The sequence below is a fragment of the Bacillus sp. FDAARGOS_235 genome, from assembly GCF_002073415.2.
Lineage (GTDB): Bacteria > Bacillota > Bacilli > Bacillales > Bacillaceae_G > Bacillus_A > Bacillus_A toyonensis.
Genome location: NZ_CP020437.2, coordinates 1,109,407 through 1,136,304 on the forward strand (window position 1 = coordinate 1,109,407; position 26,898 = coordinate 1,136,304).

Annotated in this window: 21 protein-coding genes and 2 pseudogenes; 6 read left to right on the plus strand and 17 right to left on the minus strand. The window is 34.8% G+C overall.

What is annotated here, in order from left to right; genetic code table 11:
- Positions 1-10 precede the first annotated feature (10 nt).
- The 6 genes from A6J74_RS07330 to A6J74_RS07355 all read right to left on the minus strand — a co-directional run bounded on the left by A6J74_RS07330 (position 11) and on the right by A6J74_RS07355 (position 4,795).
- The gene (locus A6J74_RS07330) at positions 11-1,621 is read right to left on the minus strand and encodes an amidase family protein (RefSeq protein ID WP_000759439.1); all 1,611 of its coding nucleotides are present in this window, start codon (positions 1,619-1,621) and stop codon (positions 11-13) included.
- Between the two features lie 111 nt (positions 1,622-1,732).
- Positions 1,733-1,864 (minus strand): hypothetical protein, encoded by a 132-nt coding sequence (locus A6J74_RS30345; RefSeq protein ID WP_000997344.1) that lies wholly within the window; start codon positions 1,862-1,864, stop codon positions 1,733-1,735.
- Positions 1,865-1,990: 126 nt separating this feature from the next.
- A complete protein-coding gene (locus tag A6J74_RS07340; RefSeq protein WP_080609460.1) occupies positions 1,991-2,593 on the minus strand; it encodes a nitroreductase family protein in 603 nt (200 codons plus the stop codon).
- Positions 2,594-2,650: 57 nt separating this feature from the next.
- Entirely contained in the window at positions 2,651-3,301 is a 651-nt protein-coding gene (locus tag A6J74_RS07345; RefSeq protein ID WP_000216688.1) for a DsbA family oxidoreductase, read from the minus strand.
- Positions 3,302-3,373: 72 nt separating this feature from the next.
- Positions 3,374-3,805, minus strand: coding sequence for an Rrf2 family transcriptional regulator (locus A6J74_RS07350; RefSeq protein ID WP_000704069.1), 432 nt, complete (start codon positions 3,803-3,805; stop codon positions 3,374-3,376).
- Positions 3,806-3,925: 120 nt separating this feature from the next.
- A complete protein-coding gene (locus A6J74_RS07355) occupies positions 3,926-4,795 on the minus strand; it encodes a LysR family transcriptional regulator (protein ID WP_000156757.1) in 870 nt (289 codons plus the stop codon).
- 97 nt (positions 4,796-4,892) lie between these two features.
- Between A6J74_RS07355 and A6J74_RS07360 the strand changes: the two genes are divergently transcribed.
- The gene (locus tag A6J74_RS07360) at positions 4,893-5,798 is read left to right on the plus strand and encodes a DMT family transporter (protein WP_000192822.1); all 906 of its coding nucleotides are present in this window, start codon (positions 4,893-4,895) and stop codon (positions 5,796-5,798) included.
- 46 nt (positions 5,799-5,844) lie between these two features.
- On the opposite strand, the gene A6J74_RS07365 is transcribed toward A6J74_RS07360, so the two are convergent.
- The 5 genes from A6J74_RS07365 to A6J74_RS07385 all read right to left on the minus strand — a co-directional run bounded on the left by A6J74_RS07365 (position 5,845) and on the right by A6J74_RS07385 (position 11,494).
- The gene (locus A6J74_RS07365) at positions 5,845-6,465 is read right to left on the minus strand and encodes a YcnI family copper-binding membrane protein (RefSeq protein ID WP_000821392.1); all 621 of its coding nucleotides are present in this window, start codon (positions 6,463-6,465) and stop codon (positions 5,845-5,847) included.
- A gap of 186 nt (positions 6,466-6,651) precedes the next feature.
- Entirely contained in the window at positions 6,652-8,301 is a 1,650-nt protein-coding gene (locus A6J74_RS07370; protein WP_000114317.1) for a copper resistance CopC/CopD family protein, read from the minus strand.
- A 399-nt stretch (positions 8,302-8,700) separates the two neighbouring features.
- A complete protein-coding gene (locus A6J74_RS07375; RefSeq protein ID WP_000750859.1) occupies positions 8,701-9,120 on the minus strand; it encodes a VOC family protein in 420 nt (139 codons plus the stop codon).
- Positions 9,121-9,204: 84 nt separating this feature from the next.
- Entirely contained in the window at positions 9,205-10,563 is a 1,359-nt protein-coding gene (brnQ, locus tag A6J74_RS07380; RefSeq protein ID WP_001284763.1) for a branched-chain amino acid transport system II carrier protein, read from the minus strand.
- 238 nt (positions 10,564-10,801) lie between these two features.
- The gene (locus A6J74_RS07385) at positions 10,802-11,494 is read right to left on the minus strand and encodes an FMN-dependent NADH-azoreductase (protein ID WP_000522496.1); all 693 of its coding nucleotides are present in this window, start codon (positions 11,492-11,494) and stop codon (positions 10,802-10,804) included.
- 282 nt (positions 11,495-11,776) lie between these two features.
- On the opposite strand from A6J74_RS07385, the gene A6J74_RS07390 reads away from it, so the two are divergent.
- Positions 11,777-12,742: an arsenic resistance protein gene (locus A6J74_RS07390; RefSeq protein ID WP_000103791.1), complete on the plus strand. Its 966-nt coding sequence runs from the start codon at positions 11,777-11,779 to the stop codon at positions 12,740-12,742.
- A 128-nt stretch (positions 12,743-12,870) separates the two neighbouring features.
- Here the strand turns inward: A6J74_RS07390 and A6J74_RS07395 are convergent, their stop codons facing one another.
- Positions 12,871-14,118 carry a DUF4153 domain-containing protein gene (locus A6J74_RS07395; protein WP_001084255.1) on the minus strand — a complete coding sequence of 416 codons (1,248 nt, stop codon included), beginning with the start codon at positions 14,116-14,118 and terminating at the stop codon, positions 12,871-12,873.
- Positions 14,119-14,451: 333 nt separating this feature from the next.
- Positions 14,452-15,327 carry a LysR family transcriptional regulator gene (locus tag A6J74_RS07400; protein ID WP_000347550.1) on the minus strand — a complete coding sequence of 292 codons (876 nt, stop codon included), beginning with the start codon at positions 15,325-15,327 and terminating at the stop codon, positions 14,452-14,454.
- A 138-nt stretch (positions 15,328-15,465) separates the two neighbouring features.
- Here A6J74_RS07400 and A6J74_RS07405 point away from each other — a divergent pair, with 138 nt between their 5' ends.
- Positions 15,466-16,167: a YczE/YyaS/YitT family protein gene (locus tag A6J74_RS07405; RefSeq protein ID WP_080609462.1), complete on the plus strand. Its 702-nt coding sequence runs from the start codon at positions 15,466-15,468 to the stop codon at positions 16,165-16,167.
- 404 nt (positions 16,168-16,571) lie between these two features.
- On the opposite strand, the gene topB is transcribed toward A6J74_RS07405, so the two are convergent.
- Both topB and A6J74_RS07420 read right to left on the minus strand, forming a co-directional pair.
- A complete protein-coding gene (gene topB / locus A6J74_RS07410) occupies positions 16,572-18,716 on the minus strand; it encodes a DNA topoisomerase III (protein WP_000766747.1) in 2,145 nt (714 codons plus the stop codon).
- A 524-nt stretch (positions 18,717-19,240) separates the two neighbouring features.
- Positions 19,241-20,125 (minus strand): CPBP family intramembrane glutamic endopeptidase, encoded by an 885-nt coding sequence (locus A6J74_RS07420; RefSeq protein ID WP_000600478.1) that lies wholly within the window; start codon positions 20,123-20,125, stop codon positions 19,241-19,243.
- Between the two features lie 380 nt (positions 20,126-20,505).
- On the opposite strand from A6J74_RS07420, the gene A6J74_RS07425 reads away from it, so the two are divergent.
- The 3 genes from A6J74_RS07425 (at position 20,506) to A6J74_RS07435 (ending at position 24,512) form a co-directional block, all read left to right on the plus strand.
- Complete coding sequence (locus A6J74_RS07425) at positions 20,506-21,828, plus strand: erythromycin esterase family protein (RefSeq protein WP_000226294.1); 1,323 nt, start codon at positions 20,506-20,508, stop codon at positions 21,826-21,828.
- 204 nt (positions 21,829-22,032) lie between these two features.
- Positions 22,033-22,611: a sensor domain-containing protein gene (locus tag A6J74_RS07430; RefSeq protein ID WP_001257618.1), complete on the plus strand. Its 579-nt coding sequence runs from the start codon at positions 22,033-22,035 to the stop codon at positions 22,609-22,611.
- Positions 22,612-22,724: 113 nt separating this feature from the next.
- A complete protein-coding gene (locus tag A6J74_RS07435; RefSeq protein WP_000460016.1) occupies positions 22,725-24,512 on the plus strand; it encodes a helix-turn-helix transcriptional regulator in 1,788 nt (595 codons plus the stop codon).
- Positions 24,513-24,841: 329 nt separating this feature from the next.
- On the opposite strand, the pseudogene A6J74_RS30350 reads toward A6J74_RS07435, so the two are convergent.
- Positions 24,842-24,994 (minus strand): annotated as a pseudogene (locus tag A6J74_RS30350) (IS4 family transposase); the annotation flags it as partial.
- Between the two features lies 1 nt (position 24,995).
- Positions 24,996-26,527 (minus strand): annotated as a pseudogene (locus tag A6J74_RS07440) (alpha/beta hydrolase).
- Positions 26,528-26,898: the final 371 nt, after the last annotated feature.

Consider the following 26,898-nt stretch of genomic DNA (forward strand, 5'->3'; position numbering starts at 1 on the left):
TTTTTAAATTCTATATTTTAGGAGAACGTCTATTTTTAGACTGTTGTTCATACGCATATCCAATATTGAAAAGTTCTTTTTCACCAAACTGCCTCCCGACAAATACAACACCTACTGGCTCTCCATTTTTATCATAGCCTGCTGGTACCGCTAATTCAGGATAACCAGCTACAGCTGATAAAAGAACTTCATCGTTATTAATCATGACTAAAGCGTCCAATCCTTTTTCTACTAAATATCTATCTAGCTCTTTCCTTGCATTTTCTTGACTCGTTTGAACTACTTTTTCAAATTCATCTTTCGTTATAGCAGATTTTTCAGAGCCCTCAATTAATGTTTGTCCATATTTCATTCTTCTTTTACTATCTTTTTTATTAAACGCTATAATCTCTTCTAACGATTTTACAGGCACATTTTTTTGCTTCGAAAGATAGTCGTTAACATTATGTTTGAACTCATATTCTAATGTTTGCAGATTATCTACACCCTCGCTACTTAACTGAATATCATCAGTCAATATCGCACCGGCATCTTGAATGTCTTTTCTAATCTTTTCTGCTACTGCTTTTCTATTTTCATCTTGTTGATCTACAGAAAAAAGAATCCCTATCTTTTTTCCTTTTAATCCATCTATTGATAAATCATTCGTATAATCTATTCTATCTCTATCTTTCATTTTTTCTGTCATAGCATCTTTTTCATCATAACCTACCATTGTATTAAATAACGTTGCCGCGTCTTTTACCGTTCTTGCCATTGGCCCTGCAGTATCAAGTGCTTCAGCTAATGGGATAATGCCGGCTCTGCTAACCATACCTAACGATGGACGTAACCCAACTACAGATTGCTGCGTCGCTGGTGCGACAATAGATCCCGTCGTTTCTGTCCCAATTGCAAGCGGTGCAAAATCTGCCGCAACCACTGTAGCAGACCCCGAACTGGATCCTGATGTATCAAATGTAATTGGACCATACGGATTTAAATTTTGCCCTTTCTTCCCGCTATATCCACTTGGCATTGTAAAAGATAAATAATTCGCCCATTCAGACATATTTGCTTTACCTAAAACAAATGCCCCCTCTTCTTTCAACTTCTTCACAATCGTGGCATCTTCATCTGCAACCCAATCTTTTAATACAAAAGTGCCTGCGCTTGTCGGCATCACTTTTGCAGTTTGTACATTATCTTTTACGATGACAGGAATGCCGTATAAGTTCGATTTTTTATTTAACGACCTCTCTTTATCTAACTTTCGTGCTTGCTCTATTGCATTTGGATTAATCTCTGTAACAGCATTTAATGATATTCCATTTTGGTCATGTTCTTGTATTCTAAAGAGATAAATACTCGTTAATTCTTCATATGATAATTTTCCATCATCGACCATATTTTGAAGTTCATCCACAGTTGCATTTACAACTGCTTTTTCTTTTATCTTTACATTATCTATGTTGATCCCTTTAAGCTGGTTATGTATCGGCTGTAACACTCTGTCTTTATCATATACAATACGCTCTGGTTCCTTTGGAAAATAATTTTTATACACGTAATATCCACCGGCACATACCAATAGGACAATACCTCCCGCGATAGACAACGTTATCTTTACCCACTTTTTCATGTTGCTTCCTCCACTCTTACAGTTGCTCAGTTATATAAAAAAGAGAGTTACCTTTTACTTAACTCTCTCCAATCAAAATGTTAAATGAAAAAATGAATGATTTCAATCTAATCACTTCTTTTTTTGCATTTGCTTCGCTAACATTTCTTTCACTTGATTATACGTTAATCCTGAATTTTTATTTAAACGTTTTACTTCCTCGACATCAGTACCTACCACTGTATATTTTTTCTCGTCATTCATTTTCCTACTTCCTTTCTCACCTGACTATTTGTTATATTCCTTCCCTAAATGCTTATAAATTAACACTAATACAAAAAAGGAAGCTGTTTCTAAGCACAGCTTCCTTATCGTTACATATTGTATTTCTTAATAAAATTTCACTACATCTTCAGTAGGTAAGAATGTTCTTTCTGCTGGCTGTTCATTTGGTTCACCAAATGGCATTTGACCTACTAAGCTCCACTCTGCTGGAATGTTCCAAGTTTCTTTTACTTCAGCATCTACGATTGGGTTGTAATGTTGCAGTGATGCGCCAATTCCTTCAGCAGATAATAGCATCCACACAGTATGTTGTAACATTGCATTACCTTGATGAGACCAGAATGGGAATTGATCTTTATATAACGGTGCATTTTCTTGCATTTTTTCTACAGTTGCTTGGTCTTCAAAGAATAAAACTGTACCTACACCTATATGGAAACCTTTTAGTCTTTCTACAGTCGCTTCAAAGTTTTCTGCTGGTACGCGTGATCTAAGCGTTTCTTTTACGATATCCCAAAACTTTTCATGCTCTCCATCCATTAATACAACCATACGGCCACTTTGCATATTAAAAGATGTTGGTGCGTGTAAAGCTGTTTTTAACACTTCTTCAATTCTTTCTTTCGTAATCGCATCGTTTTTTGTTACTTTACGAATTGAACGACGGTTCACGATTGCTTCTTTTAAATTTGTTGTAGTTGCTGACATTTTAATTCCTCCAAATATTTGTTTTATTATTTATTTTGTTATTTCATAACAATCGAATTAGCAATATCCATCGGTATTACATTGCACACCTTCAAATGAATTTGTTTTATCCTTTTCAATTTCTTTATCAATGACCCTTTCTAGTGTTTCTTTACTAGCAAGCCCTTGAATGACTTCATCTCCAATCATGACAGTTGGAACAGCCATAATATTCGCTTCATCATATGCGTGCTGAATTGCTTCTTGATGCTTTTCTTTATATTTACGAGTTACTAAAGCATCTTTAAATTCCGCCTCAGGAAGTCCTACTTCTACCGCTAATTTTGTTAACACATCAATATCTTCAATGTTTTGCTCTTCTTGGAAAAATGCTGTGAATACGCGGTGATGATACTCATTACCTAGTCCACGTTCTTTCGCAAATTGACATCCTTCGAAAGCTAAATGCGTATATGGATGTGGGGAAACACGTGGCAAACGCATATCAATTCCTAACTTCTTCGCTGTCGGAAGAATGAAAGCATCCCATGAACCTAATTTTTCTGGCTCATTCCATGGGTCTATTTTTGAATATGGACTTGGACGTAATTCAAATGGCATCCATTCAATCTCTACATCTTTCTCTTTCACTACCTCATCTAATGGACCTTTTGCTAAAAAACAAAACGGACATATAAAGTCTGAGTATACTTTCATTTTTACAGTCATAATTTTTACACCTTACCTTTATAGTTGTAATCAATATAGTTACATCGATAATAAAAAAATATAGATATTATTTTAAGCATTCATTTTCTCTTGTAAAGATTCAAACAACTGCTCCATCGAAATATTTTTCAAAACTTCTTCCATCGCGGATTGTGCTTGAATTAATATAACTTCTAACACCACTTGAATATTCGCTCCAATTGGACAATCTGGATTTGGTTGCTCGTGAATATGAAATAGCTTGTCTTCTTCGACTACGTTCACTGCATGATACACATCTAACAATGTGATTTCATGTAAATCCTTTAATAATCCCGCACCACCTGGCCCGCGATTTACGTAAACAAATCCAGCTTGTTTCAAGTACGATATAATTTTACGGATTACTACCGGATTTGTATTTACACTTTCAGCCATATAGTCTGAAGTACAAAGTGAAGATGGATTGTTTTTCAAAATAGATAAAATATGAACAGCTATAGAAAAGCGGCTACTAATTTTCATCGTCATCACCACCTCGATGTAATCATTATAGTTACAACTAAAAAATAAGTCAATCCTTTTCACAGATTTTTTATAAGTAAATTAAAAAGTGTCCCATTATGATATATGAGACACCTCTTTTTATTCTGCAAATAGCGCTTGAAATTCTTCAATAAATAGCTGCACAGCGATTGAAGAATCCTTTAATGAAGGAGCAGCTAAAGCAATTTCTCTCCATACTTGTGGTTCCAATTCTCTCGTTTGCACATTTTTTGGTAAATTCGTTAAAGATAATTCAGCCAATATTGCAATGCCTAATCCTTCTTGAATCATATTTAAAGCTGTAGTAACTGTCGAAATTACATACTCAGCCCGAAGTGGTACGTTTGCTTGTTTAAACATATCAATAATGGGTGGTTCGTATCCACCCTTACATAATATGATCGGTTCATTCTCTAAATCACTAATTGTAATAGCGTCCTTCTTACAGAGAGGATGATCCTCTCTTAAGATAACAACCATTTTCCCCTTCGCTAATGGAACAATCTCCATATCTTTATTAGGCAAAATAACAATTCCTATATCAATAACCCTCGATACTAACCAATCTTCAACTTCTTTAATCGTTCCTTCACAAAGAACGACTTCTAAGTTCGGATACTTCTCCTTAAAAAGGTTTATCATTTTGGGTAAGAAATGTGCAGAAACGCTCGGAAAACTCCCAATTCGAATCGTCCCAACTTCGTGTCCTTTCTCCATCGCAACTTCTTGCTCAATTTTCTCAATTCCATTCAATATTTCTCTAATATGAACAAGAATTCTCTCTCCTACGTCAGTAACAATTAAACCTTCTCTCTTATCACGTATAAGAATCGTAATATCTAATTCTGACTCAATACTTGAAATGGCATGACTGACAGCAGGCTGTGTCATATTAAGTGCTTTTGCTGCTTTCGTAAAACTACCTAATTCAACCGTTTTAATCAAAACTTGTAGTTGTGTAATGGTCATAACTAATCACTTATACCCCTTATAAAAAAGATTCATTTTATTTATCACAGTCGATATCATATCATAGTGAAATGAAATACAACAAGGAGGTCTTACCGTGACACAGCTTTCTCGAACAAAAACGGCCATAATCCTTACTTTTCTCGTTATTATGTGGGGAATTAATTGGCCTTTATCTAAATTTGCCTTGCATTATACACCACCTGTTTTATTTGCAGGCGTTAGAACTTTAATTGGGGGATTCATTTTACTTATTTTCGCATTACCGAAATACAAAGAGCTACATTTAAAAGAAACTTGGCATTTATACGTTATTTCTTCTTTACTTAACATCATTATCTTTTACGGACTACAAACTGTCGGTCTTCAATACATGCCCGCTGGATTATTTTCCGCAATTGTATTTCTACAGCCTGTTTTACTCGGCATTTTCTCGTGGATATGGCTTGAAGAATCAATGTATGGCTTAAAAATCTTCGGTTTAATTCTAGGATTTATTGGCGTGGGGGTTATTAGCTCTAGTAGCTTAACCGGCCATATTTCTATCATTGGAATCCTTCTCGCATTAGGTTGTGCGATTGGATGGGCACTGGGTACAGTATTTATAAAAAAAACCGGGCACCGCGTTAATGCTATTTGGATGGTAACACTTCAGCTTATTATTGGAGGTCTTTGCTTAGTCGGATTTGGATCAGAGTTTGAAAGCTGGTCTAGTATCGCTTGGAGTATGCCATTTGTTAGTGTGCTACTCTTTATCTCGTTCTTTGTTATTGCAATGGGGTGGCTCGCTTACTTCACACTTGTTGGAGCTGGTGAAGCAAGTAAAGTTGGAGCTTATACATTCCTTATCCCTCTTATCGCTATTATTGTAAGTTCAATTTTCTTACATGAGGCCATTACAATGAGCTTGTTTATCGGTCTATTATTTATTGTCGTGAGTATTTGCTTTGTAAATATAAAGCCGAAAACACTTGCTGTAGGGCAGCAAGTTGAAGTGAAATAAATAAACGTGAAAAAGAGCCTACTATTTGTAGGCTCTTTCTTATACCTTACTTTTTACGACGTACTACAAAAACAAACGTACCTACCGAAGATACAATCGCTAAAACTGATAACACAATTGCTATTGTTTGCATATTACTTGTACTTTCATTCTTTCCCACACTAGATACTTCCCCATGTTCCCCAGTTAAGGACTTACCTTTTGCAATTGTAGTAACTGAATGCGGTTTTTCAGCTTTCTCATCGCCTGTCCATTCAACAATTTCTCCGTCTTTATATTGTTGATATGCATCCCAAGCTATCTTTTGTTCTTTATCTGGGTTTTTAGCAACGAAAGTAAATCGTTGGAACTGACCAGATAAAATCCCTTCTCCTGTTGCTTCCCATACTACAGTTTTAACTTTTCCAGCTGCATCTTTTTGCTCTTCCACTTTCCATCCTGACACTGGTTCATACTGTTGAAACTCAACGCCGGACGGTATTTTTAGTGTGACTTTTGTTGTTGCCACATTTTTTTCAACTGGTACCTTTATCGTGTAAGTCTCCCATGAGTTAGCATCCGAAGTTGCTGGTTGCACAGTTACGTGAGCGCTAACAGGTAACGAAAAAATTCCCATTGCAATTATTGTTGCGATCATTGTTGTTCCTAATTTTTTTATACGCTTCATTTTCTATTAACTCCTTTTCATCTGTAACGTCTCTTTATCCCGCTATTTGTGGGCAGTAAGACTCCTACCCCAAAATTCTGCTGGAGCAAAGAATCTGGGTAGAAGCCCTGCTGCCCCCGTAAAAGCCGATTGGTGAAGGCTAATAATCAGTGGGAGATGCCCCCTCCTACTGATTAAAGTTTCACTTTATCTGCCACCTACAATAAATTTATAATCAGTATCGAAGCTATCAAGAGATTTTGTTAACCCGTGAACTTGTATATTCCAATTTCCTGTCATGTTAATATACATACCTTCCGCTTCATATTCTCCCGGTGAAATTGCTGAAACTTTAAATGAACCTTGGCCCATATTCATATCTAACGATTGAGTCGTCAATATAATTTGTTCCATATTAGTAACAGGCTGTCCATTCTCATCCTTCAAAGTAATATGAAATGTATTCTGTCCTACCTTATTAGGGCTTACATGTAAAGTAAGTTCATATCCATTATCTAATTGTTTACTCTCTGTAAAAGGTCCAGTAGGAGGCATCAGCGGTGTTTGCACGTTTGTCATAAAAGCTACGATTATGAAAACGATAATTCCAATGATCAACTCTATTTTCAGCGTAGCACCTAATCCTTGCCGGGCTCGCATTTTCCCTTTCACATAATGAATAATTCCCAATATCCCCATGAAAACGAATAAAAGTATCTTTGCTAATAATGCTAATCCATACTTCGTATCAAATAGGGAATGAATCGTGGGAATAAAAAATGTACTGTTAAAAAGACCCGTTAATACAATGACTATGACAGCACCTGTTGCCCATGTTGAAAAACGCTTAATTGCATCCCAATACGTAGTCCACTTGTCATCCTCTTTACGTAAAAGAAGAATAATTGATGATAGACCGCCAACCCATAACGAAGCTGCGAATAAATGTAGAAAGTCCATAACGACAGCAATGTCTTTAAACTTCAAACCAAATGCGTGACTATTAAAGGCTTTCATAACGAGTAACCCAATAAAAAGTAATATTGGAATGCTCCATACTTTAAACGATGAAAGTTTCTCACGCTTCACAGCAAAATAAGTAACAATGATAAGCAGACTAATAAGAGCCATTTGAGTAATCCATACATAACCAAAAACAGATAGTTGCAATGTTTCTTTTAATAATAGTGGATCAAATGCTTCTAACCACGAAACATCAGCATTTATTTTCGCTTGCAATGGTAGATTGCATAGTAAGCTAATGAATATACCTATTAATGATATCCATATTATTCTCTTACTCCTTGAGTGAACTTCTATTACATTCCCTTTATATATAATAAGATTAAAGAATAGAACTCCTAAAAATAGTGAGAAACTTGTATATAGAACCCCGCGTTCCATAATCATATCGATTTGCGGGACATACCCCATCTCTTCTACTTGTACATCATCTGCTCCCGCTTCGGTTAACCCAATCTGGAACGGAATAACTCCTTGAATTGGATGTCCATCAGCTGAAATAGCTTTCCACTGAATAGAATAGAGACCGTCTTTAAGATTCTCTTTTACCCCTGCCTCTAATAGTTTTTTGTTTCTTTTATCAATATGAGCATCTTTTAAATCTACTCTTTTACCTGAGGTATCTCTTACAAACAATGTATTAAAATGTGAAACTTGTATATCCTCATCAAATTCGATTTTCACGACAGTTGGTGCTTTTTTCAACGTTTCATTTTCCATAGGATTTGATTTCACAACATACGCATGAGCAGACGCGCTTTTTGGTATCAATATAATAAGCACACATGCTATTACTAGCCATGCCCCTAACCTTCTCATTACTTTCACACTCATTTCACTTCTTTCTTCTTCATCACTACACCTTTATTACTTTATACTTCCTAGTTTGATTTTCTGACGAAATATTAACCTGATTAAGTATAAATTACCATACAATATAATACTTAATTTCTCCCTACCTTTAAACTACTAATATAATAGTAACTACTCTAATTGAAATAACTTATATTTTTAAAGTCGATTGTAATTATATCATAAAATATATTTATGTAAGTTCCCTAAGAAGAAAAGTTCTCGTGAATCATTTGTGAAGAAAATGTGAAATACATAAAGTGAAACTTTAATCAGCCCTCACCAATGGCGCTTTTACGGGCAGTAAGACTCCTACAAATAGCAGGATAAATTAAAAGGTGTTACGTAATAACGTAACACCTTTTAAAAAATATCCTTCTTCTATTTCTCTTCCGGATAATCACAATACTCAATAATCGTTCCTTCTGTATCCGCTGGGTTAAGGTAAATTAATCGTCTACCATGTTTATTCATTCGAAGTGTATGCTCTAATGTTCGAATACCTTGTTCTTTTAATTCTTCTAAAGCTACATCTAAATCATCGACACGATATGCAACGTGATGAACACCTTTCCCTTTTTGTTTTATAAATCGGGCAATTGGTGATGTTGTATTATTCGTCGGTGCAAGTAGTTCAATTCTATCTCCATCCACTTCTATAATAGCAACTTCACTTTCCACACCTGGTGCTTCACTTACGTAACGATCTATTAATTTCCCTGATAGAACCTGTTCATAAAAACGTATCGTACTATCTATATCACGAACTGCGATTCCGATATGATCAATTGTTTTTTTCATTTTATTTCCCCTACTACTTTATTTTTTACTCCTTATTAATAGTAACAAAAAAAGTTATAGAAACAAGTTCTATAACTTTTTCAATTAACTTATTTTTTTGTCCGCTCTAGTTGCAGGTTGAACTTGGTTTTTCACTTTTAAAACGCTAATGCCATATCCGATAAATCCACCGATAATCGCTGGGAAGATCCAGCCTAATCCTACTTCCTGCATCGGAAGGAATTTAGTGAACACTTGGCTTACTACTTCAATGTTAACTCCAGCTGCACTTAATCCATCGAATAAGCTGATGATAAATGTTACAATTAAACTCACTTGATAAACTTCAGCTCTTCCTTTAAATAGTGAATGGAAGAATGTTAAGAAAATCAATACAATTGCTAGTGGATAAATTGCTGTTAATACTGGAACAGAAACTGCGATTAATTGTGTTAATCCTACGTTTGCAACAATTGCACTAAATACACATAGCGTGATTGCAATTGCTTTATAAGGAATATTTGGGAATAACTTATGGAAGAATGAAGAACATGCTGATACAAGTCCCACACTAGTTGTCAAACAAGCAACTGTAATCATTAATCCTAATAATACTCCACCATATGATCCGAAATAGTAATTAGAAACTTTCGCTAATACTTCTCCGCCGTTCTCTAAATGTCCAAGCTTCGCAACACTTGAAGCTCCCATATAAGAAAGTGCTGTATAAATAATTGCTAAAATAGATGCTGCAATGATTGTCGCTTTTGCACAAACGACCATAATCTGTGTTTTCGTTTTCGCACCTTTTTCTTTAATTGCATTAATGATGATGATTCCGAATACGAATGATGCAAGCGTGTCCATTGTTAAGTATCCTTCTTGGAATCCTTTAAAGAATGCATGTGATGTATACCCTTCCACTGGTGCTTGCATATCTCCAATTGGATGAATAAAAGCAACGATTACTAAAATACCGATGAATGTCAATTTAATTGGCGTTAATATTTTTCCAACAATATCGACAATTTTCGCAGGATTTAGCGAAAAAAAACAAGTGATGCTAAAGAATATAATTGTGAAAAGAATTAAAGGTGTAGAACCTAATCCTTCTGGCATAAAAGGCTTAAGACCAATTTCATAAGAAACATTACCCGTTCTTGGTATTGCAAATAACGGACCGATCGCTAAGTATAAAACTGTTGTAAACACAATCCCGAATACTGGGTGAGCACGACTTGCTAATGACTGTAAATCATCTTTACCCGAAAAACCAAATGCTAGTACACCTAGTAATGGTAATCCAACACCTGTTACTAAAAATCCAGCGTTAGCAATCCATACATTCTCTCCTGCCGATTGACCTAGCATAGCTGGGAAAATTAAATTTCCGGCTCCAAAAAATAGTGCAAATAACATTAATCCAATAACTACTATGAACGAAAACGGTACTTTATTCGCCATAATATAACCCCCATTCAAATTTCCTTATCTCATTTTCCAATTTTAACTAATTGAATTTTCTGAATATTTAATTTGAGTATCAACTATTCTTGAACTCATTATAATTTGTTATATAATATTTTGCAATACTATTTTCAAACTTTTCTTTTATTTTATGAATATACATTTTTTAACATAGAATATAGACTAAAAAACCAACATGGTCATCCATGTTGGTTTTTCCATTTACTATCAGTAATTAAAATTTCGCAGCTACTTTTTTAACGTTTTCTAAACCTTCTTCAACAATTTGTTGTGAGCGATCTGGATATTGATTGTGTCCTTCAATTACCACTGTTTCTGGATTTGTAATTCCCCAAAATCCAAGTACAATTGTTACATAATTAACCGCCATTTCCATAGGAGCCATTTGCTCTGAAGAATAATCTGAACCACGAGCACCTAGTACAACTACTTTCTTATCACCAGCTAAACCTTCCGGACCATTCGCTGTATATTTAAACGTTTTTCCAGCTTGAGAAAGGTATGAAATATATGTGATTAATGGTGCGGGTACTGTGAAGTTCCATAATGGGAACGCAAATACAACTTTATCAGCTTCTAAAAACTGATTTAAATATTGATCTACTGTTGCTACAGCCTTTTCTTCTTCAGCTGTTAACTCCATTCCTTGACTGCGTTTATATCCACCTGAAATTGCGATATTTCCGTAATAAGGAAGATCTAATGCAAATAAATCTAACTCTGTAATTTCTGTATTTGGGTTCGCTTCCTTATAAGTACTTACAAATGTTTCATACATTTTTGAACTAATTGCTTGCTCCGCTGGACGATCGTTCGCTTTTACAAATAATACTTTTGACATAGTTTTATTCTCCTCTACTTTCGTAATTTCTTCTTTTTTACCAAATAATGAGCTAAATAGTCCCATTTGCTTCACCTAATCTTTCTTTTCATATTCATTATTCATCATCATAAAAATTCTTATTCTAAGAAAAAGTTCCAATAGAGACCTTCATTTCAGGAATCTATAACTTTTTGTTATTCAATTACCTTATGTAAGTGATTGTAATATAGTAACTTACTTTAGTCAAGTAACTTTTAATAAAAAATAAAATCTCGAATTAAAAATAATAATTAAACACCAAATACGACTTTATTACTTGTATAATTAACTTAGAGAGGGAAATTCATATTTAGAAAGGATTTATTCATGAGCACTATAGAAAAGATTCAAACTTTTATTATTCTATTTGCTGTTACATGTGGCATTGTACTCGGACAATTTAATATCATACATATGTATTCAGACAAATTTATTGTCCCCTTCTTATTTTTCATGCTATATGGATTATTCCTCAGCATCCCATTGAAAGAGATTAAAAACGGATTTCGCAATTTAAAATTTGCCGGAACAAGCCTTACCATTAATTTTTTATGGACGCCTTTCCTCGCCTGGGGATTAGGTGCATTATTTCTTTCAGATCACCCAGCACTTTGGGTTGGGTTTATAATGTTAATGGTTACTCCATGTACAGATTGGTACTTAATATTCACTGAAATAGCGAAAGGAAACGTAGCACTTTCCACAGCGATTTTGCCTGTAAATTTAATTTTACAAGTATTATTGCTACCCGTTTATTTATTTTTATTTGCCGGTGTAATGAAGACTGTAGCGGTTTCTATTTTAATAGAAAGTATCGTAATCGTTATCGTCTTACCATTCTTATTTGCACATGCTACAAAATTCATTATGAATAAAATGAAAAAAGCTGAAACACTCGAGAATAAAATCATTCCGTTTTTCAGCTCTGCTCAAATTGTATTTTTAAGTTTAGCAATTGTAGCGATGTTTGCATCACAAGGTAAATATTTACTCCAAAATATGAATGTTGTTTTATTATTACTCATTCCTGTTCTATTGTTCTTCATCATTAATTTTTTACTAGGACAATTTATCGGGCGCATCCTGCATTTATCTTATAAAGATACAGTAAGTTTAAGCTTAACAACATTAGCAAGAAACTCGCCTGTTGCGCTCGCTATTGCTGTGACTGCTTTTCCAGACGAGCCTCTTATCGCACTTGCACTCGTTATTGGACCGTTAATTGAGTTACCAGTACTTGCTTGTGTTTCACAAGTGTTGTTACTTATTAAGAAAAAACGGCAATACGCATAATAAAAAGCGTCCCACTTTGGGACGCTTTTTATTGTCGAGAAATTATATAAATGCAAAATTGAATTATCGGCTCTAAAAATTTTATACGTTATAGAAGATTGACTTTTCGTTACATTAACAGATCCTTTTTAATTAAAAAGGATAGGAAAAGTAAATATAACAAACGCTGCCCAAAGTCCGTAGATTGGCAAATACTTCGTAACGGCATCTTGGATAGGTAAAGGTCCGGATTTATTTTGTAGAAAACGCATATAAGAGAGCATAATCCAAATTAGATTTGCCCAAATCAGTATATTTACTCCTAAAACAGCAAGTCTATTAGGCGTAATACCATAGGAAGAAAGTCTGAACACGATAGCTGACAAAGCCACACTGTCAATAATAAGCGCAAGAACAATTAAGACAAAATTTATATAATCTGAAATGTTCTTTTTCTCATCTGAGTCGCTCTCAACAATGGAAAATATAGTAACAGCCAATACAACAAGAAGTATTCCGTTGAAGACCATCAAGAAATTGCGGTCCAAAAATGGATTTTTCCCAACCCATATAACCGTTATAAGATAGATCAACAAGGTGATCAGGACAAGCGGACTAAAAATTTTAGCTATATAGGGGGTAATATTTTTAGCAAACTTAAGATTCATTGATACTAAGTATGCAGCCACAATAGCGAGAGCGGCAGCACCAAATAAAACAACATTACTAAAATAGAACTCTCCTATATCCAAGTCAACAAAACTAAATAACCGCATGGTGAATACTGCTAGTATCATTCCGCTAACTGCCATGCTGGCGTAAAGAATACAATATTCCAAATTAAATTTAATATAAGCTAACCTTGTACTGCCTTTTGAATATTCATTTCCTGTAAACGCAAGCCCTACCAATACCCATAAGAATATAGGAAGGTGTAAATAAGCAAGGATAATACTGTCTTTATCATTTAATGGCAGCATATTAAGATAAAGCCCAGAAATTAGGAACAACGCTGCAAGGGAATAAATAATATTTTTTTTCGGAGTATTATTGTAAACAAAATAGGCAGCAATAAAAGGGATTATACCAAAAGCCAGATTAATCGGAGCAATTGCTTCCTGTTCGACAAAGTGGAAAATGATTCTGGTGCTTAATCCGGCTAGAATAGCTAACATGCCCATGAATAAGAAACCCTTTTGAATCAAGGAGGGCTTTCTTGTATTTCCCTTCTCCTTGAAATGTAATCTTTCATACCAAATACCCAGAACCTGAGAATCCGGATTTTGTTCCCATGCTTGTGAGAATGACTTTTTAAAAGCTTTCGGGTCTTTTCTATACATTCTCTCCAACTCATGAGGGTTATCCATATTTTCAATAATCAAATTGTGACTGTTCATAGTTTTACCTCCTCTATAAAAAACAACGTTGTTACCTTTTCCATAAAAAGCAACTCGCTTTTTTATTCTGATTTTGATTTTAATATAAATTTTATTGTTTTACAATAAAATTTTATTATTTTAGGTGATATTTTTGTTGTATATTTTTATTCCAAGCAAAAACAAAAAGCATTCCTCATTCAAAGAAATGCTCTATAACTTTTTATAAACATCGGTGTAAGCTACAGTCAGTTTTGAAACTTCCTCAAGTAAAGAACTTTTTATCCCGGCTCAATTTTTCGTAAGATGTCTTTATTACTTGATTGAAGACTATTTTTGCTTTGTTCATATCTCCTAATCAACCATTTCCCAAAATTGAGATGCTACTTTGGAAATTCTTTGGTCTTTTAATTTTACTATTACAGGTTCTAAATGAAAATCAAATTGTTTCAATTCAAAAAGCGTTGTATGTTCTAAAAATGATGATGTGTAATCCATTCTTGGAATAACGGATAATCCTAGTCCTCTACTAACAAGTGCTACAACCATCCGTATATCTTTACACTCGATAATGATATTTGGCTTGACTTGATGTTCATCAAACACCTTGAAAAGGTCTTCATTGAAGGAGAGCCCTTCCATTGCTCCTAGCATAACGAATGGGAACTGGGCAATCTGTTCAATCGTCACATGCTGTGATGAAAACGATGTTGCCCAACTTGATGGAATAATCACAGCGGTTGGTTGTTTTTTTAATATTTTCATCTCATATTGTTCACTATTGCCCAATCGTAAAAGTAAGGCAACATCAATTTCTCTTTGTTCTAGTTTTTTTAATAATTCTTCTGAATTTCCAGTTACTATTTTTATTTTGACATTAGGGTATTGTGTTCTAAACGTACTAACATAGTCAATGAGCATATTCGAACATGTAGACGATACACCGATACTTACTGTTCCGCCTATACCTTGTTCAATTTCTTGAATTTGCTGCTTTACATCTTGAATTTGCATTAACATTTGATTGGCATATTGGTATAGTATTTCACCTGTTGCTGTAAGCTCCCATTTTTGACGATATCGATGAATTAAAGTTGTGCCAAGATCAGTTTCAAGCTTTTTTAATAATTGGCTAAGCGGGGGCTGCGCGATATGGAGCACTTCTGCTGCTTTAGAAATGCTTCCTTGTTTCACAATTTCTTTAAAGTAATATAATTGCCTGAAATCCATTGTATCTCTCCGTCATATGTTTTTTGATATGATTAGTTTATCATATATATATTTTTCATATGTCGAATTTGGCGTTATATTTAATTCTATAGCTATAGTCTTTATATTGATAATATTAACTAGAAAGTGAGAGATACTATGAATCATTGGAACAGAACCTTGAAGCGCATCTTCTTATACGTGCTCGGGTTATTTTTTATGTCGATTGGCATTAGCATGTCGATTCAAGCAGGATTTGGTGTATCGCCTGTGTCATCATTAGCATATGCAAGTACGCTAACGATTGGTTTATCGATTGGTGTGACAATGGCGCTTGCAAATGTTTTATACATTATCATTCAAGTGATATTAAGTAAACGAATGGAGTTAAATGAATTTGTGAGTCAATTCATTATTTCGTTTTTATTTGGTTTTTTCATGGATGCAACGCTCTTCCTTGTCCAACTTTTCCCTGCACCTGAAACTCTCCTTGCTCGAAATGTATATTTGATTGTTAGTTTATTTGTTATAGCAGTCGGTTTAATGGGCTATACAACAGCGAAACTGCCATTAATGCCGTATGATGCATTAACTTATGCAATTAGTGAAAAATTTAATTTAAAATTCGGTAAAGCAAAAATTTTGAGCGATTTAATAAACATTTGTGTAGCTGGTGCACTTTGTATAATTTTTATTCAATCATTAGGCTCAATAGGAATTGGCACACTAATTGCCGCCTATTTTATCGGCAAAATTTTAGGGTGGATGATACCGTATTATCAACCACCTCTCCAACAATGGGTATTTAAAACAGAAAAGGCTGCCCAAGGAATCATAATAAAGTACAGGAAAAATAGATGAATCAAATTCCTCAGCCGAAATCAAATAATGAATTTTGCACCTTATCAAGTGCCAGTCCACATTAGGAATGGCACTTCTTTATTACTGCCTTTTCTTTGACCTTCTATCACTTTGGTTAAATGATAAAACAAACATTGTATTAAAACTAAACTGCCGTTTAGTTAAAGAAGAATCTTTAAACTTTTTTATATTTTAAAAGACTTTATTGCTACTTAACACTATTTCATACCACCTTTTCAAACAATTATTTCAAATAAATTTTAGTGCTAGTATACAAAACCCTGTAAATATAAAATAAAAAAGCATGACATAAAATTGTCATGCTTTTTCTTTTCTATCTATATTTTCAAATCGAATACAGAACATTTTACTCGGGAAAGAGCTTTGTCACTTGTTGAAACTACTTAATTCTCAAACACAAAATTAATCTTATTATCTTTCCACTCTAACTTCGCATCAAACGTTTTCTCGCCCTTTTTAAAGCCTTTAATTAAATCGGTCTTCTCACCTTTTAAGAGCTTTGTCATATTCTTTTGCGAAATTGTTTTACTTAATATTTTCTTCGAGATGGTAAAGTCACATTGTGTTGTATTGTAATTGGAACAACCGTAAAACGTAGATTTATCAATTACATCACCATCGCATTTTTTACAACTTCCAACCTTTTTACCTGTCGTAAATTTCGATCCTTTTCGATCAATCGATTCAACATGTAATCCAGTGAAATCCCATTTCTCCGACATTTCTACCGCATCTTCAATAATTTTAGCTGATAGCTTTTTCGTTTGTTCCATAAATGTAGCTGGTGAAGCGGTACCTTCTCCGATCTCTGCAAGACGTTGTTCCCATTTTGCAGTCATTTCCGGTGAAGCTAGTATTTTGTCGCCGATTGCTGTAATTAATACTTTTCCCTTATCAGTCGCATACACTTGGTTTTTCTGCACATCTATATATTTACGGTCTTTCAGCATCGTAATGATGCCGGCACGAGTCGCTTCCGTACCTAAACCTTCTGTTTTCTTTAATACTTTCTCCAGCTCTTCATTCTCTAAATACTTACCTGCCGTTTTCATTAACGTAATAAGTTGTCCTTCTGTATAACGCTTCGGTGGCTGTGTTTTTCCTTCTTTCACTTTCACCTTTACAACTTTTCCTTGGTCACCTTCAGCTACAATTGGAAGAATCGTTTCGTCATCTTTATCGTCTTGGAAAATAACTTTACGCCAACCTTCTTGTATTTGCTGTTTTCCTTTCGAAATGAACGCAGCACGTTCGTCTACAAGAGTTGTAATTGTTGTGTAGTCAAAGATTGCTACTTCATAATGCGCCGCAATAAGTCGTCTTACGATCATATCGTAAATTTTCTTTTCATCGCCTGATAATTTGCTTGGATTGGTAACTTGTTCTGTCGGTATAATTGCGTAGTGATCTGTAACTTTCTTTTCATTCACATAACGCTTATTGTTCATAATCGATTCAACCGGAGCCGGTAATAAACCTTTATATTCATCAAACTGACTTAATTTCTGTAAAATATCAGGGAACGTCGCTGCTTCTCCTTGTGTAACATAGTTAGAATCCGAACGTGGATAAGAAACTATCCCTTTTTGATATAGTGCTTGCGTTATATCAAGCGTCTTTTTCGGCGAAAATTTAAAAGCTTTATTTGCTGTCGCTTGCAGTGCTGATAAATTAAATAAAAGCGGCGGCTGAAACTCTTTACGTTCCGTTTTCATTTCCTTCACTTCTGCCGGTTTCCCTTGACAAAAAGCCGCAATTTTATTCGCCATATCAGGGTCTTTTAAGCGGGATTCATTATCCTTCTCCCATTTCCCATCATATTTCTTCCCTTCAATATTAAAGGTTGCGAACACTTCCCAAAACGGCTCTGACTTAAAGTCTTCAATTTCTTTCTCACGCTTTACGATTAATGCGAGTGTCGGTGTTTGTACACGTCCGGCGGAAAACACATCATTCATTCCCTTTTTCTTTAGCAAAATGCTAAAAACACGCGATGCATTCATACCAACAACCCAGTCGGCGCAAGATCTTGTATATGCTTCGTAATACGTATTAATCGTATCTGCTTCATCTAGTAAATTTTTAAATCCTTGATAAATGGCTTGCTTCGTTAAAGATGAAATCCAAAGACGTTTCATCGGCTTTTGCACGTTACAAAGATTAATAATGTTTCGTACAATTAATTCCCCTTCGCGCCCAGCATCGCCTGCGTGAATAATTTCTGTTACCCCCGGATTATGTAACAGCTGTTTCACTACATTAAATTGCTTATACTTTGACTTTGTTACTTCAAATTGAAAACGTTCTGGAATCATCGGTAACGTATTAAGTGACCATTTTTTCCACTCTGCATGATAATGTTCTGGATTACATAACTGCGTCAAATGACCAATTGCCCATGTACAGTACGCTCCATTTGGAAATAACTCATTTGCTTCTACTTCTAAATATCCATCTTTTCGGCGATATTTAAACTGTGAAACAAGAGCCAAACCTTGATCTGGTTTCTCGGCAATAATTAATTTCATTGTATAACTCCCTATCTGTATTCCAGTGTTACTTTCATTGTATATATGTTTAGAAGCGATGATAAAACAACAATCTTATTTATCATTCGCGGGTCGCTCCCAAAAATGGGATAACTATAATATTATACGCTTTTTCTTTATTGCTTCACAATAGGAGAGTTGCATTATCCAAGTATCCTCTCTTAATTCGTCTTTCGTAACATGGTAATTGGTATTTCTAGATTTCATGATTTTATAAATAATTCTAAATCTATTCACATCTAAATTAGCTACTACATTTCAAAAGATGAGACTTCTCTTTTCTATATGTCCTTGAAGTAAAAAAATGTGATTTGATATTACGATTAGTTCTCATATAAGAATCCGTCTCGCTCCAAACATAATTATGTTTGGAGCGAGACGGATTCATTTACTCAAGATTTTAAAATATGGGTTGAGGACTCTCCTAATCTATCCCATGCTGTGAATGCTCAATTAAAAGTAACAAAATTACATTTTTAAAATATCATACTTTTATTTCAAAGTTATACACGTTTAGTAAACCTTATGATCCGATACACAATTATTGCAGTAATCGAAATAATAAGAGCGGTTATCAAGCCAGCTTCTCCAATCCAAATCTCTAATTGATATCCTGTAGTTGCACGTGCAAAAGGCCCTTGAATAATAGCATTCCAAGTGGTGTGGATGATAACCGACGGCCAAACACTACCTGTGATAAGTCGTAAATAAGCTGTAATATAACTGAATGGTACAATACAAAAATAGATGCCAAGTACAGAGAGAAAGACAGATGTTCCCTCTACATATAGACCAGCAATAACAATTGGGACATGCCATGTTGCCCATATTAATCCACTAATAAGGATTGGACGTGAAAATTCCGCATCGACTAGCCTTGTTAGCATATAACCCCGCCAACCCATCTCTTCTCCCATAACTGGGATTAAGTTAAGCAAGCTTCCTAAAATTCCGCTCAATACTACTATAAAAATGAAACGTAATGGTATCGGTAGATACTGAAGTCCAAGTATATTGTAGATAGGTTCTAGCATACCACCTTGTGGGAGCTGAAACCTCGCAAATCCGCTAAACCAGGCAATCGAATATGTAATTCCACATATTATCATAGGTATTATCAGGGCCAAAGTAATCCCCTTCCATATCTTTAAGTTATCTAGACTAAAAGATACATCTTTAAAGCCTTCTCGCAGTATGATACGAGTTAGAATAGAAGAAATTGCAGGAGTAAACATATATACCACAATTAGCGGCATGCTTTTCGTAATCATTATTACTACATTTAAAAGAATAGAAGTAATGAACAAAATACTTAAAAACAGTTGCAGTCCTTTTTTAGCACGTTGGACTTTATCCATATTGTGGAATGATTTTGCATGTAATATCATTGTAATCCGTCCTTCCCCTTTTATTAATTTGTTTATCTAATCAACTTCCTGTCATTTCGAGAAATACAACACAGAATGAAGATGTTTTTTCATATTGATTAATCAATCCCCCCTCTTAAATTCATAATCTAGCCTTACTTACGATTCAATCATGTAATTATTCTTCATAAGTTGTCATAACCGATAGTACGAAACTGTAATGTTTAACCTATGACCTGTGTCAAATAATCTTGTGACAATATGTAACTAGAAAATATGATATGGAATAAATAAAAATTGAATTACGGCAATTGATTCGTGCAAGTACATGAATCAATCTTGCTTTTGAAAATAATTCAATTGAGGTGAAAAAAATGAATAAAAAAAAGAGGTATTGTGGAATGGTTGCAATGGTTAGTACAGCTATATTAGTCGCAGGAGGTGGAGAAGTAGGAAAAGCACAAACAGTTGCAGTTGAAGATTCAGCTCAATCAATCCAAAAAAATATCGTTAAATCAATACAATCACAGGCGCATCCATTAAAAACGACAGAACCGTCAAAACCATTTGAGGATTTAAAACCACTTAAGAAAATGATTGGGAGCGCACAATATGTAGGATTAGGAGAGAATACTCATGGAAGCTCTGAAATTTTCACTATGAAGTTTCGACTTGTGAAATATTTGGTTACTGAGATGGGTTTTACAAATTTCACAATGGAAGAAGATTGGGGAAACGGATTAAAGTTAAATGAATATATACAAACAGGAAAAGGAAACCCTAGGGAGTTTTTGAAATTGTTATATCCTACTGATGAAATTATTGCCATGATTGAGTGGATGAAAGATTATAATGCTGATCCATCCAATAAAAAGAAAATCCAATTTATCGGACTTGACTTAAAAACAATGGACCAAAGTGTCTTTAATAAAGTAATTGATTATGTAAAGCAACATCGACCAGATTTGCGGGCAGAAGTAGAAGAAAACTATAAAGATCTTTCTTCTTTCACTGGAAGTATACAGGAATATATGAATCTTGCTCCTGAAATGAAAGCAAAGTTCAAGGCAAACGCTGAGAAAGTAGCCCAATTACTAAAAGATGAGAAGGAACAGACAAACAAAGATGTAGGTTCATCCGAGTACATCTGGGTAAAAGCAACAGCGAATGCAATAGAGAAATTTACCACAATGCTGCTTTCTAATGACTACCCAAATGTAATAAAGCTACACGAGCAATACTTGGCCGATCATGCAATGTGGGCACAAGAGACATTTGGTGGTAAAACTATGGTATGGGCACACAATATTCATATGGCTAAAGGAATTATCGATGAGAAATTATACCCTGATGCTGCGGGGCAGTTTTTGAAGGAACGTTTAGACAATAATTATGTCACAATTGGTAGTACAACTACGGAGGGAAATTTCACTTTATACAGCGAATATAATCCTTCCACCGGAGGTAAGATTGCAACAGATACTATTCCACAAAATGTAAAAAGTTTCAATTACACCCTCGGAAAAGTACCATATAAAATGTTTTTATTGGATAACCGTCACCTTAAAGGACACGCAGAGAAATGGGTTAGAGCAAAAAGGCCATTACTAAGTATAGGGGGACAACTCCTCCCAGACGGTTCGTTATACTTTGATACTTCATTGCTTGAGCAATTCGATATTATTTTTCATATCCGAAAAACAAGTCCATCTCATATTAAATAAAAGTACAAAACAATCCCTTCTTGCTGATCCAAGAACGGGATTATTTTGTAGATGATTAATAAAATAATCTTGTTTTTAACTAAGAATAGGCTAATCCCCCCTTTTATCATCATGTAAAAATGTCATATGACATTTTTACACTAGTGAGTTTGACAAAAAAAGCAGTATGATGCGTTTATTACATAGATAGGAGCGATGCACTTTATGAGATCAAGATTCATCCAGAATGGTTATTTTTTATTACTAACTTTCATTACAGGTTTGTTTTATTTTTGTTTTTACTTAATAGCTCTGCTATTCAGTTTCACCCTTTCATTTACGGTAGTTGGGATTCCATTAATTATACGCGTACTACAAACTACCAAAACTTTTATCCAATTCGAGCGCATACAAACGAAAATTTATACTGATATTTCGACAGACTCTTACGATAGAAGTGTAACAACGGATACATCGGACTGGGCTCAAGTGAAATTAGGACTTACGGATCGCCGCACTTGGTCTGCTGTCTTTTGGTTAATGCAGAAATTTGTGATTGGCATTTTCAGTCTCATTAGTGCAATCATTTTTTATGTAATGCCACTTATGTTCCTGTTAGCACCATTATTGTATCGATACATCGATATGAATATTATTTTCATACAGATAGATACTTTTCCAAAGTCACTCCTTATAATGTTTATGGGTATAGTGTTTACCGCCATAAGTATTAAAATGGTAGATGGTTTAACGAAAAAATTTGGAGGTTATACACGCAGTATGATTCAGCAACTAAATCGATAGAAGTTTGTAGTCTACGAATAGTAGGCAGTTTAAACTTAAAAATATAACAATGCAAGAAGGATTATTCTATACTATAGGAAATGAGAAAGAAGGCTACTTAGGGGGTAAATGAATTGTTTGATATGGTTAAATATTGGTTTTGGTATGATTGGATTATGTTAGGAATCCGTCTACTTGTTAGTGTGTCTACCATCCTAGCAACATTAAATTTTCAGGATGGTTTAACATTACCACTTTGGATTATTATTCTTTGGGAAATTATTGCCTTCTCTATTCCATGGGTGGCCTTACTGTTCAATTACAAATATTACTTATTCACAGAAATATTGCTATATGGTGGACTATGTATATATTTAACCTCTTTATTTCCAGAAGCTTACAATATTTTTCTTATATCGGTGTTTCTTATCGCAGCAAATAGTAGGCATTTGTCCTATTATTGGACAGCTCCAACAACAGTTTTTGTAATAACCGGGATTTTCTATGCAGTTGCGCCAAGTAATAGCTATTGGATTATGGTCACCTACTACGGATTCGCTTATGTAATGGGATTCGCTTTCCATTTATTAATCATCAATCATAAACAAAATGAAGTAATTCGTAAACAAAACGCGGTACTTGAGCAATATATGTCTCAAATCGAACGCATTACACTGGCCGAGGAACGAAACAGGCTCTCTAGTGAGCTGCATGATACAGTAGGTCACGCCTATACTTCCATTATTATGGGGATGGAAACGTTGCGAACCGATCTTGCTACCGAAATGGGTGTACAGAGGCTAGATTCCCTGCTTGAAATGGGACGTAAAAGCATCGAGGACGTGAGAGGTTACCTACATCAAATGGATCCTCAATGTCAATCGCCTTCCTTGATTCAATCTCTACAAAATCTTGGAGCTGAATTTCAGGAGCACGCTCAGGTGGATGTAAGCTTCCGAACATTCGGAGAGGAATATCAACTGTCTCGACAAGCGAAGATAGCATTCATTCGTTGTTTACAAGAGTCCCTTACGAATGCGGTACGTCATGGTCAAGGGACTGAAATTATAGTTTCATTGCAGTTTGAACAACAATATACGAGATTAGAAGTGCAAGATAATGGAAGGGGCAATGTAGAATGGCAGGAAGGCTTCGGTATGAATACGATGAAAGAGCGGGCAATGAATTTGCAAGGTCAATTGTCTGTATATACAAAGCCAGAGGAAGGAATGCTTGTTACATGTACCATACCGCGACAAACTGAAATAAAAGATGGACTTATTCGTTTGTTAATTGTCGACGATCAGCCATTTGTTCGAGAAAGTTTGAGTACACTACTCGACAGGTATGAAGATATAAATGTAGTCGGTTTGGCTGAAGATGGCGATCAAGCCATCGACTTGTGTGGGCGCCTTCAACCTCACGTTGTACTCATGGATTTAGATATGCAGCAAATGGATGGAGTCGAAGCGACAAAAAAAATTAAGCAACAATGGCCACATATCCGCGTATTGATTTTTACAACGTTTCAGGATACGAAACAGGCGTTGGACTCGCTTCGTAACGGTGCGGATGGTTTTTTACTTAAATCCATTGAAACGTTAGAGCTAGCTAATACGATCCGACTTATTCATAGCGGTGGGACGCTGATTGATCAAGGTATGTCTCACAAAATTTTTGAGCAGTTTGATGAGCAAAACGAGACACCACAATCAAAAGCAACTGCTTATGAACTAACAGCCAGAGAGATAGAAATATTGCAACTAGTAGCAAAAGGACTTCGATACAATACGATAGCTTCAAGGCTATATTTATCGAATGGTACGGTCAGAAACTATGCTTCCTCGGCTTACACAAAGTTAGGAGTACGTAACAAGGAAGAAGCTGTCCAGAAGGCTCTAGAAATTGGAATTATCGAATGAGAAAACGGTTTGTTATTTCTTTAGAGCTAGCTAAGCTGTAGTTACAAGATGCAGTAAGAAATAAGACTATAAATCTAATTTTCCATCATTCTTGGTAGGCAATTTTGAATAAGTTTATCCTGTTTTCAAATCTTTAAATAGCCTTACTACATTCAATATGTAGTAAGGCTATTATATTCTATATCAAAATTAAGCATCTTTATTATTACTATATCGAAACTAGTTTCACGTCTTTTCACCAGAAGCCAAACAATACTTCTCATACCTATTAAAGATCTTTATCTGTTTTTATGTTAGAGATTGAAGAGATGAAATAATATCTTTGTTCATTCTTTGGCTTCTTTTTGTAAAGAATAATAAATAAGTAGCAAGTACTCTTTTATGACATAAATCGCTTTATATTCGCTCCATTCTCGTTTCTTCTTTTGGAGGAGTAATTGGCGTATTTGAAACATGGCGGAGGCACAAAGAAGGGTGCTAATTTTATTTCGATCTTCCTTGCACCCAAGTAGCAATATCATTTATTACATACTCAGGGATATTAGCAGGACTATAATATTCATCCGGTTTACTTAATTCTCCATCTCCTTCTGTAAAGAAGTGATTTAACTTTGGATATAGTCGATAATCAACGTTATCTCGTTCTTTTAATTGCTCTTTCCATAGAGGAATTTCGATTTTTGATTGAACTTGATAGTCTCTTTCTCCTTGAATAATTAGAAGCGGTGTCTTTTGTTCTTTTGACATTTCTGCTGCTTTAACTTTACGAATAGAATCCCAAAATACTGCTGATCCTAAATAAAAACCTTTTGGAGGATTCTGACTAGAGAAGTTGGGATCATTTAATAATTCAAATTGCGATTTGTAAAATTTATATTCATCCGGTTTCATTGCTCCAATAGAAAAAAGATACTCAAATTGATCTAAAACAACATCTTGAATCGTACGGGCTGGTCCTCCCATCACAATCGCCCCAGCAATATTTTGATTTTGGTCTTTTTCAATCATTTTCGGAAGCATCATTCCACCTTGACTATGACCAAGAATATAAATTTGATTCTTATCTATCAGAGATTCATTTTTAAGAAAATGAGTCACAAGAAGAGCATCATCTGTTGTCTCTTTATCCACTGTATAAAAAGGACTGGATTGTGTTTTCAATCCATGTTCATAAGTTCGTTTATTATAGCGAAGGACAGCAATTCCTTTCGAGGCAAGACCTTCAGCTAAATCACGAAATGGTTTTAAAGCAAATGCTGTTTCATCCTGATCGGTTGCTCCAGATCCTTGAACAAGAATAACCGCTGGGAAAGGACCCTTCCCCTTCGGAACAGACAATGTTCCTGGTAATGGAAACGCACCACTTCCAACCACTACTTCTTTATCAACAAAGGATTCAGGCTTACTATATGACGGACGCTCTGCAACTGGACTAAACGACATACTAAGTTGAAAATCATCTATTTTTCCAGATGGATCTAGCTTAATTAATAAAGGTACTGTAAATTGTTCAAAAACTAATTTAATCTCTACATTTGTATGAACAGAATTTGTCTCTTTTTGTGTTACCTCTCCAATCTCCTTAAAAGAACCTGCTTGTAATTGCGCAGGGAGTTCCTTCCAATAACTCTTCAGCCATTCTTCGGATATTACTTTCTGTAATGATCGAGAAGTTAAATCAATTGCAGATTTATAGTCTTCTGTATCCATATAACGGATAAATGAAAGGGTAGTAGCTATAACAGGATTTTCACTTTCAGGATTGTCTATTTTTTTATATTGTTGTTTGTTTCCTTTAATGCCGAAATAAATTGGTGATTGAACGGATTTTTATATGTACCAGGATATAAGCTTGATTTTAATACATCCGTATTCCGTCCCTCATACAAACTTGAATCATTCACAAAATTTTCAGGTGAAATTACTTCCTCCGCATATGAAACTGAAGGAATAGCTATTGTACAAATTGCACTAACAAGTAATAACCTATTCCCTATCCTTCTTTTCGTGCTCATATTTATTGATTCTCCTTTCGAAATTAAATTTTTTTATACAGCTTGCCCTGTACTATAAGAAAAATTAAAATTATCAAAGAGATTAATAGTCTACTTTACAATCCCCCCTAACAAATTAAAAAGCTACTATTAACAAACTTCAATAAAAAATGCCTTCTCCCTCTTTTTTTGACTGGATTTTTGAGTGGCATGGAAGGACCAAGCTGAATCACATGTAGCCGACCAAAGGTATACAGGTAAACCGGCATCCAAATTAAAATTTTTATGATTTATAAAAATAAAAATTCCTACTTTTGAATAATAAACGTAATCATTTGTATTAGAGAAAAGGATAGATAAGGCTAAAATGCCTTTATCTATCCTTTTCTATC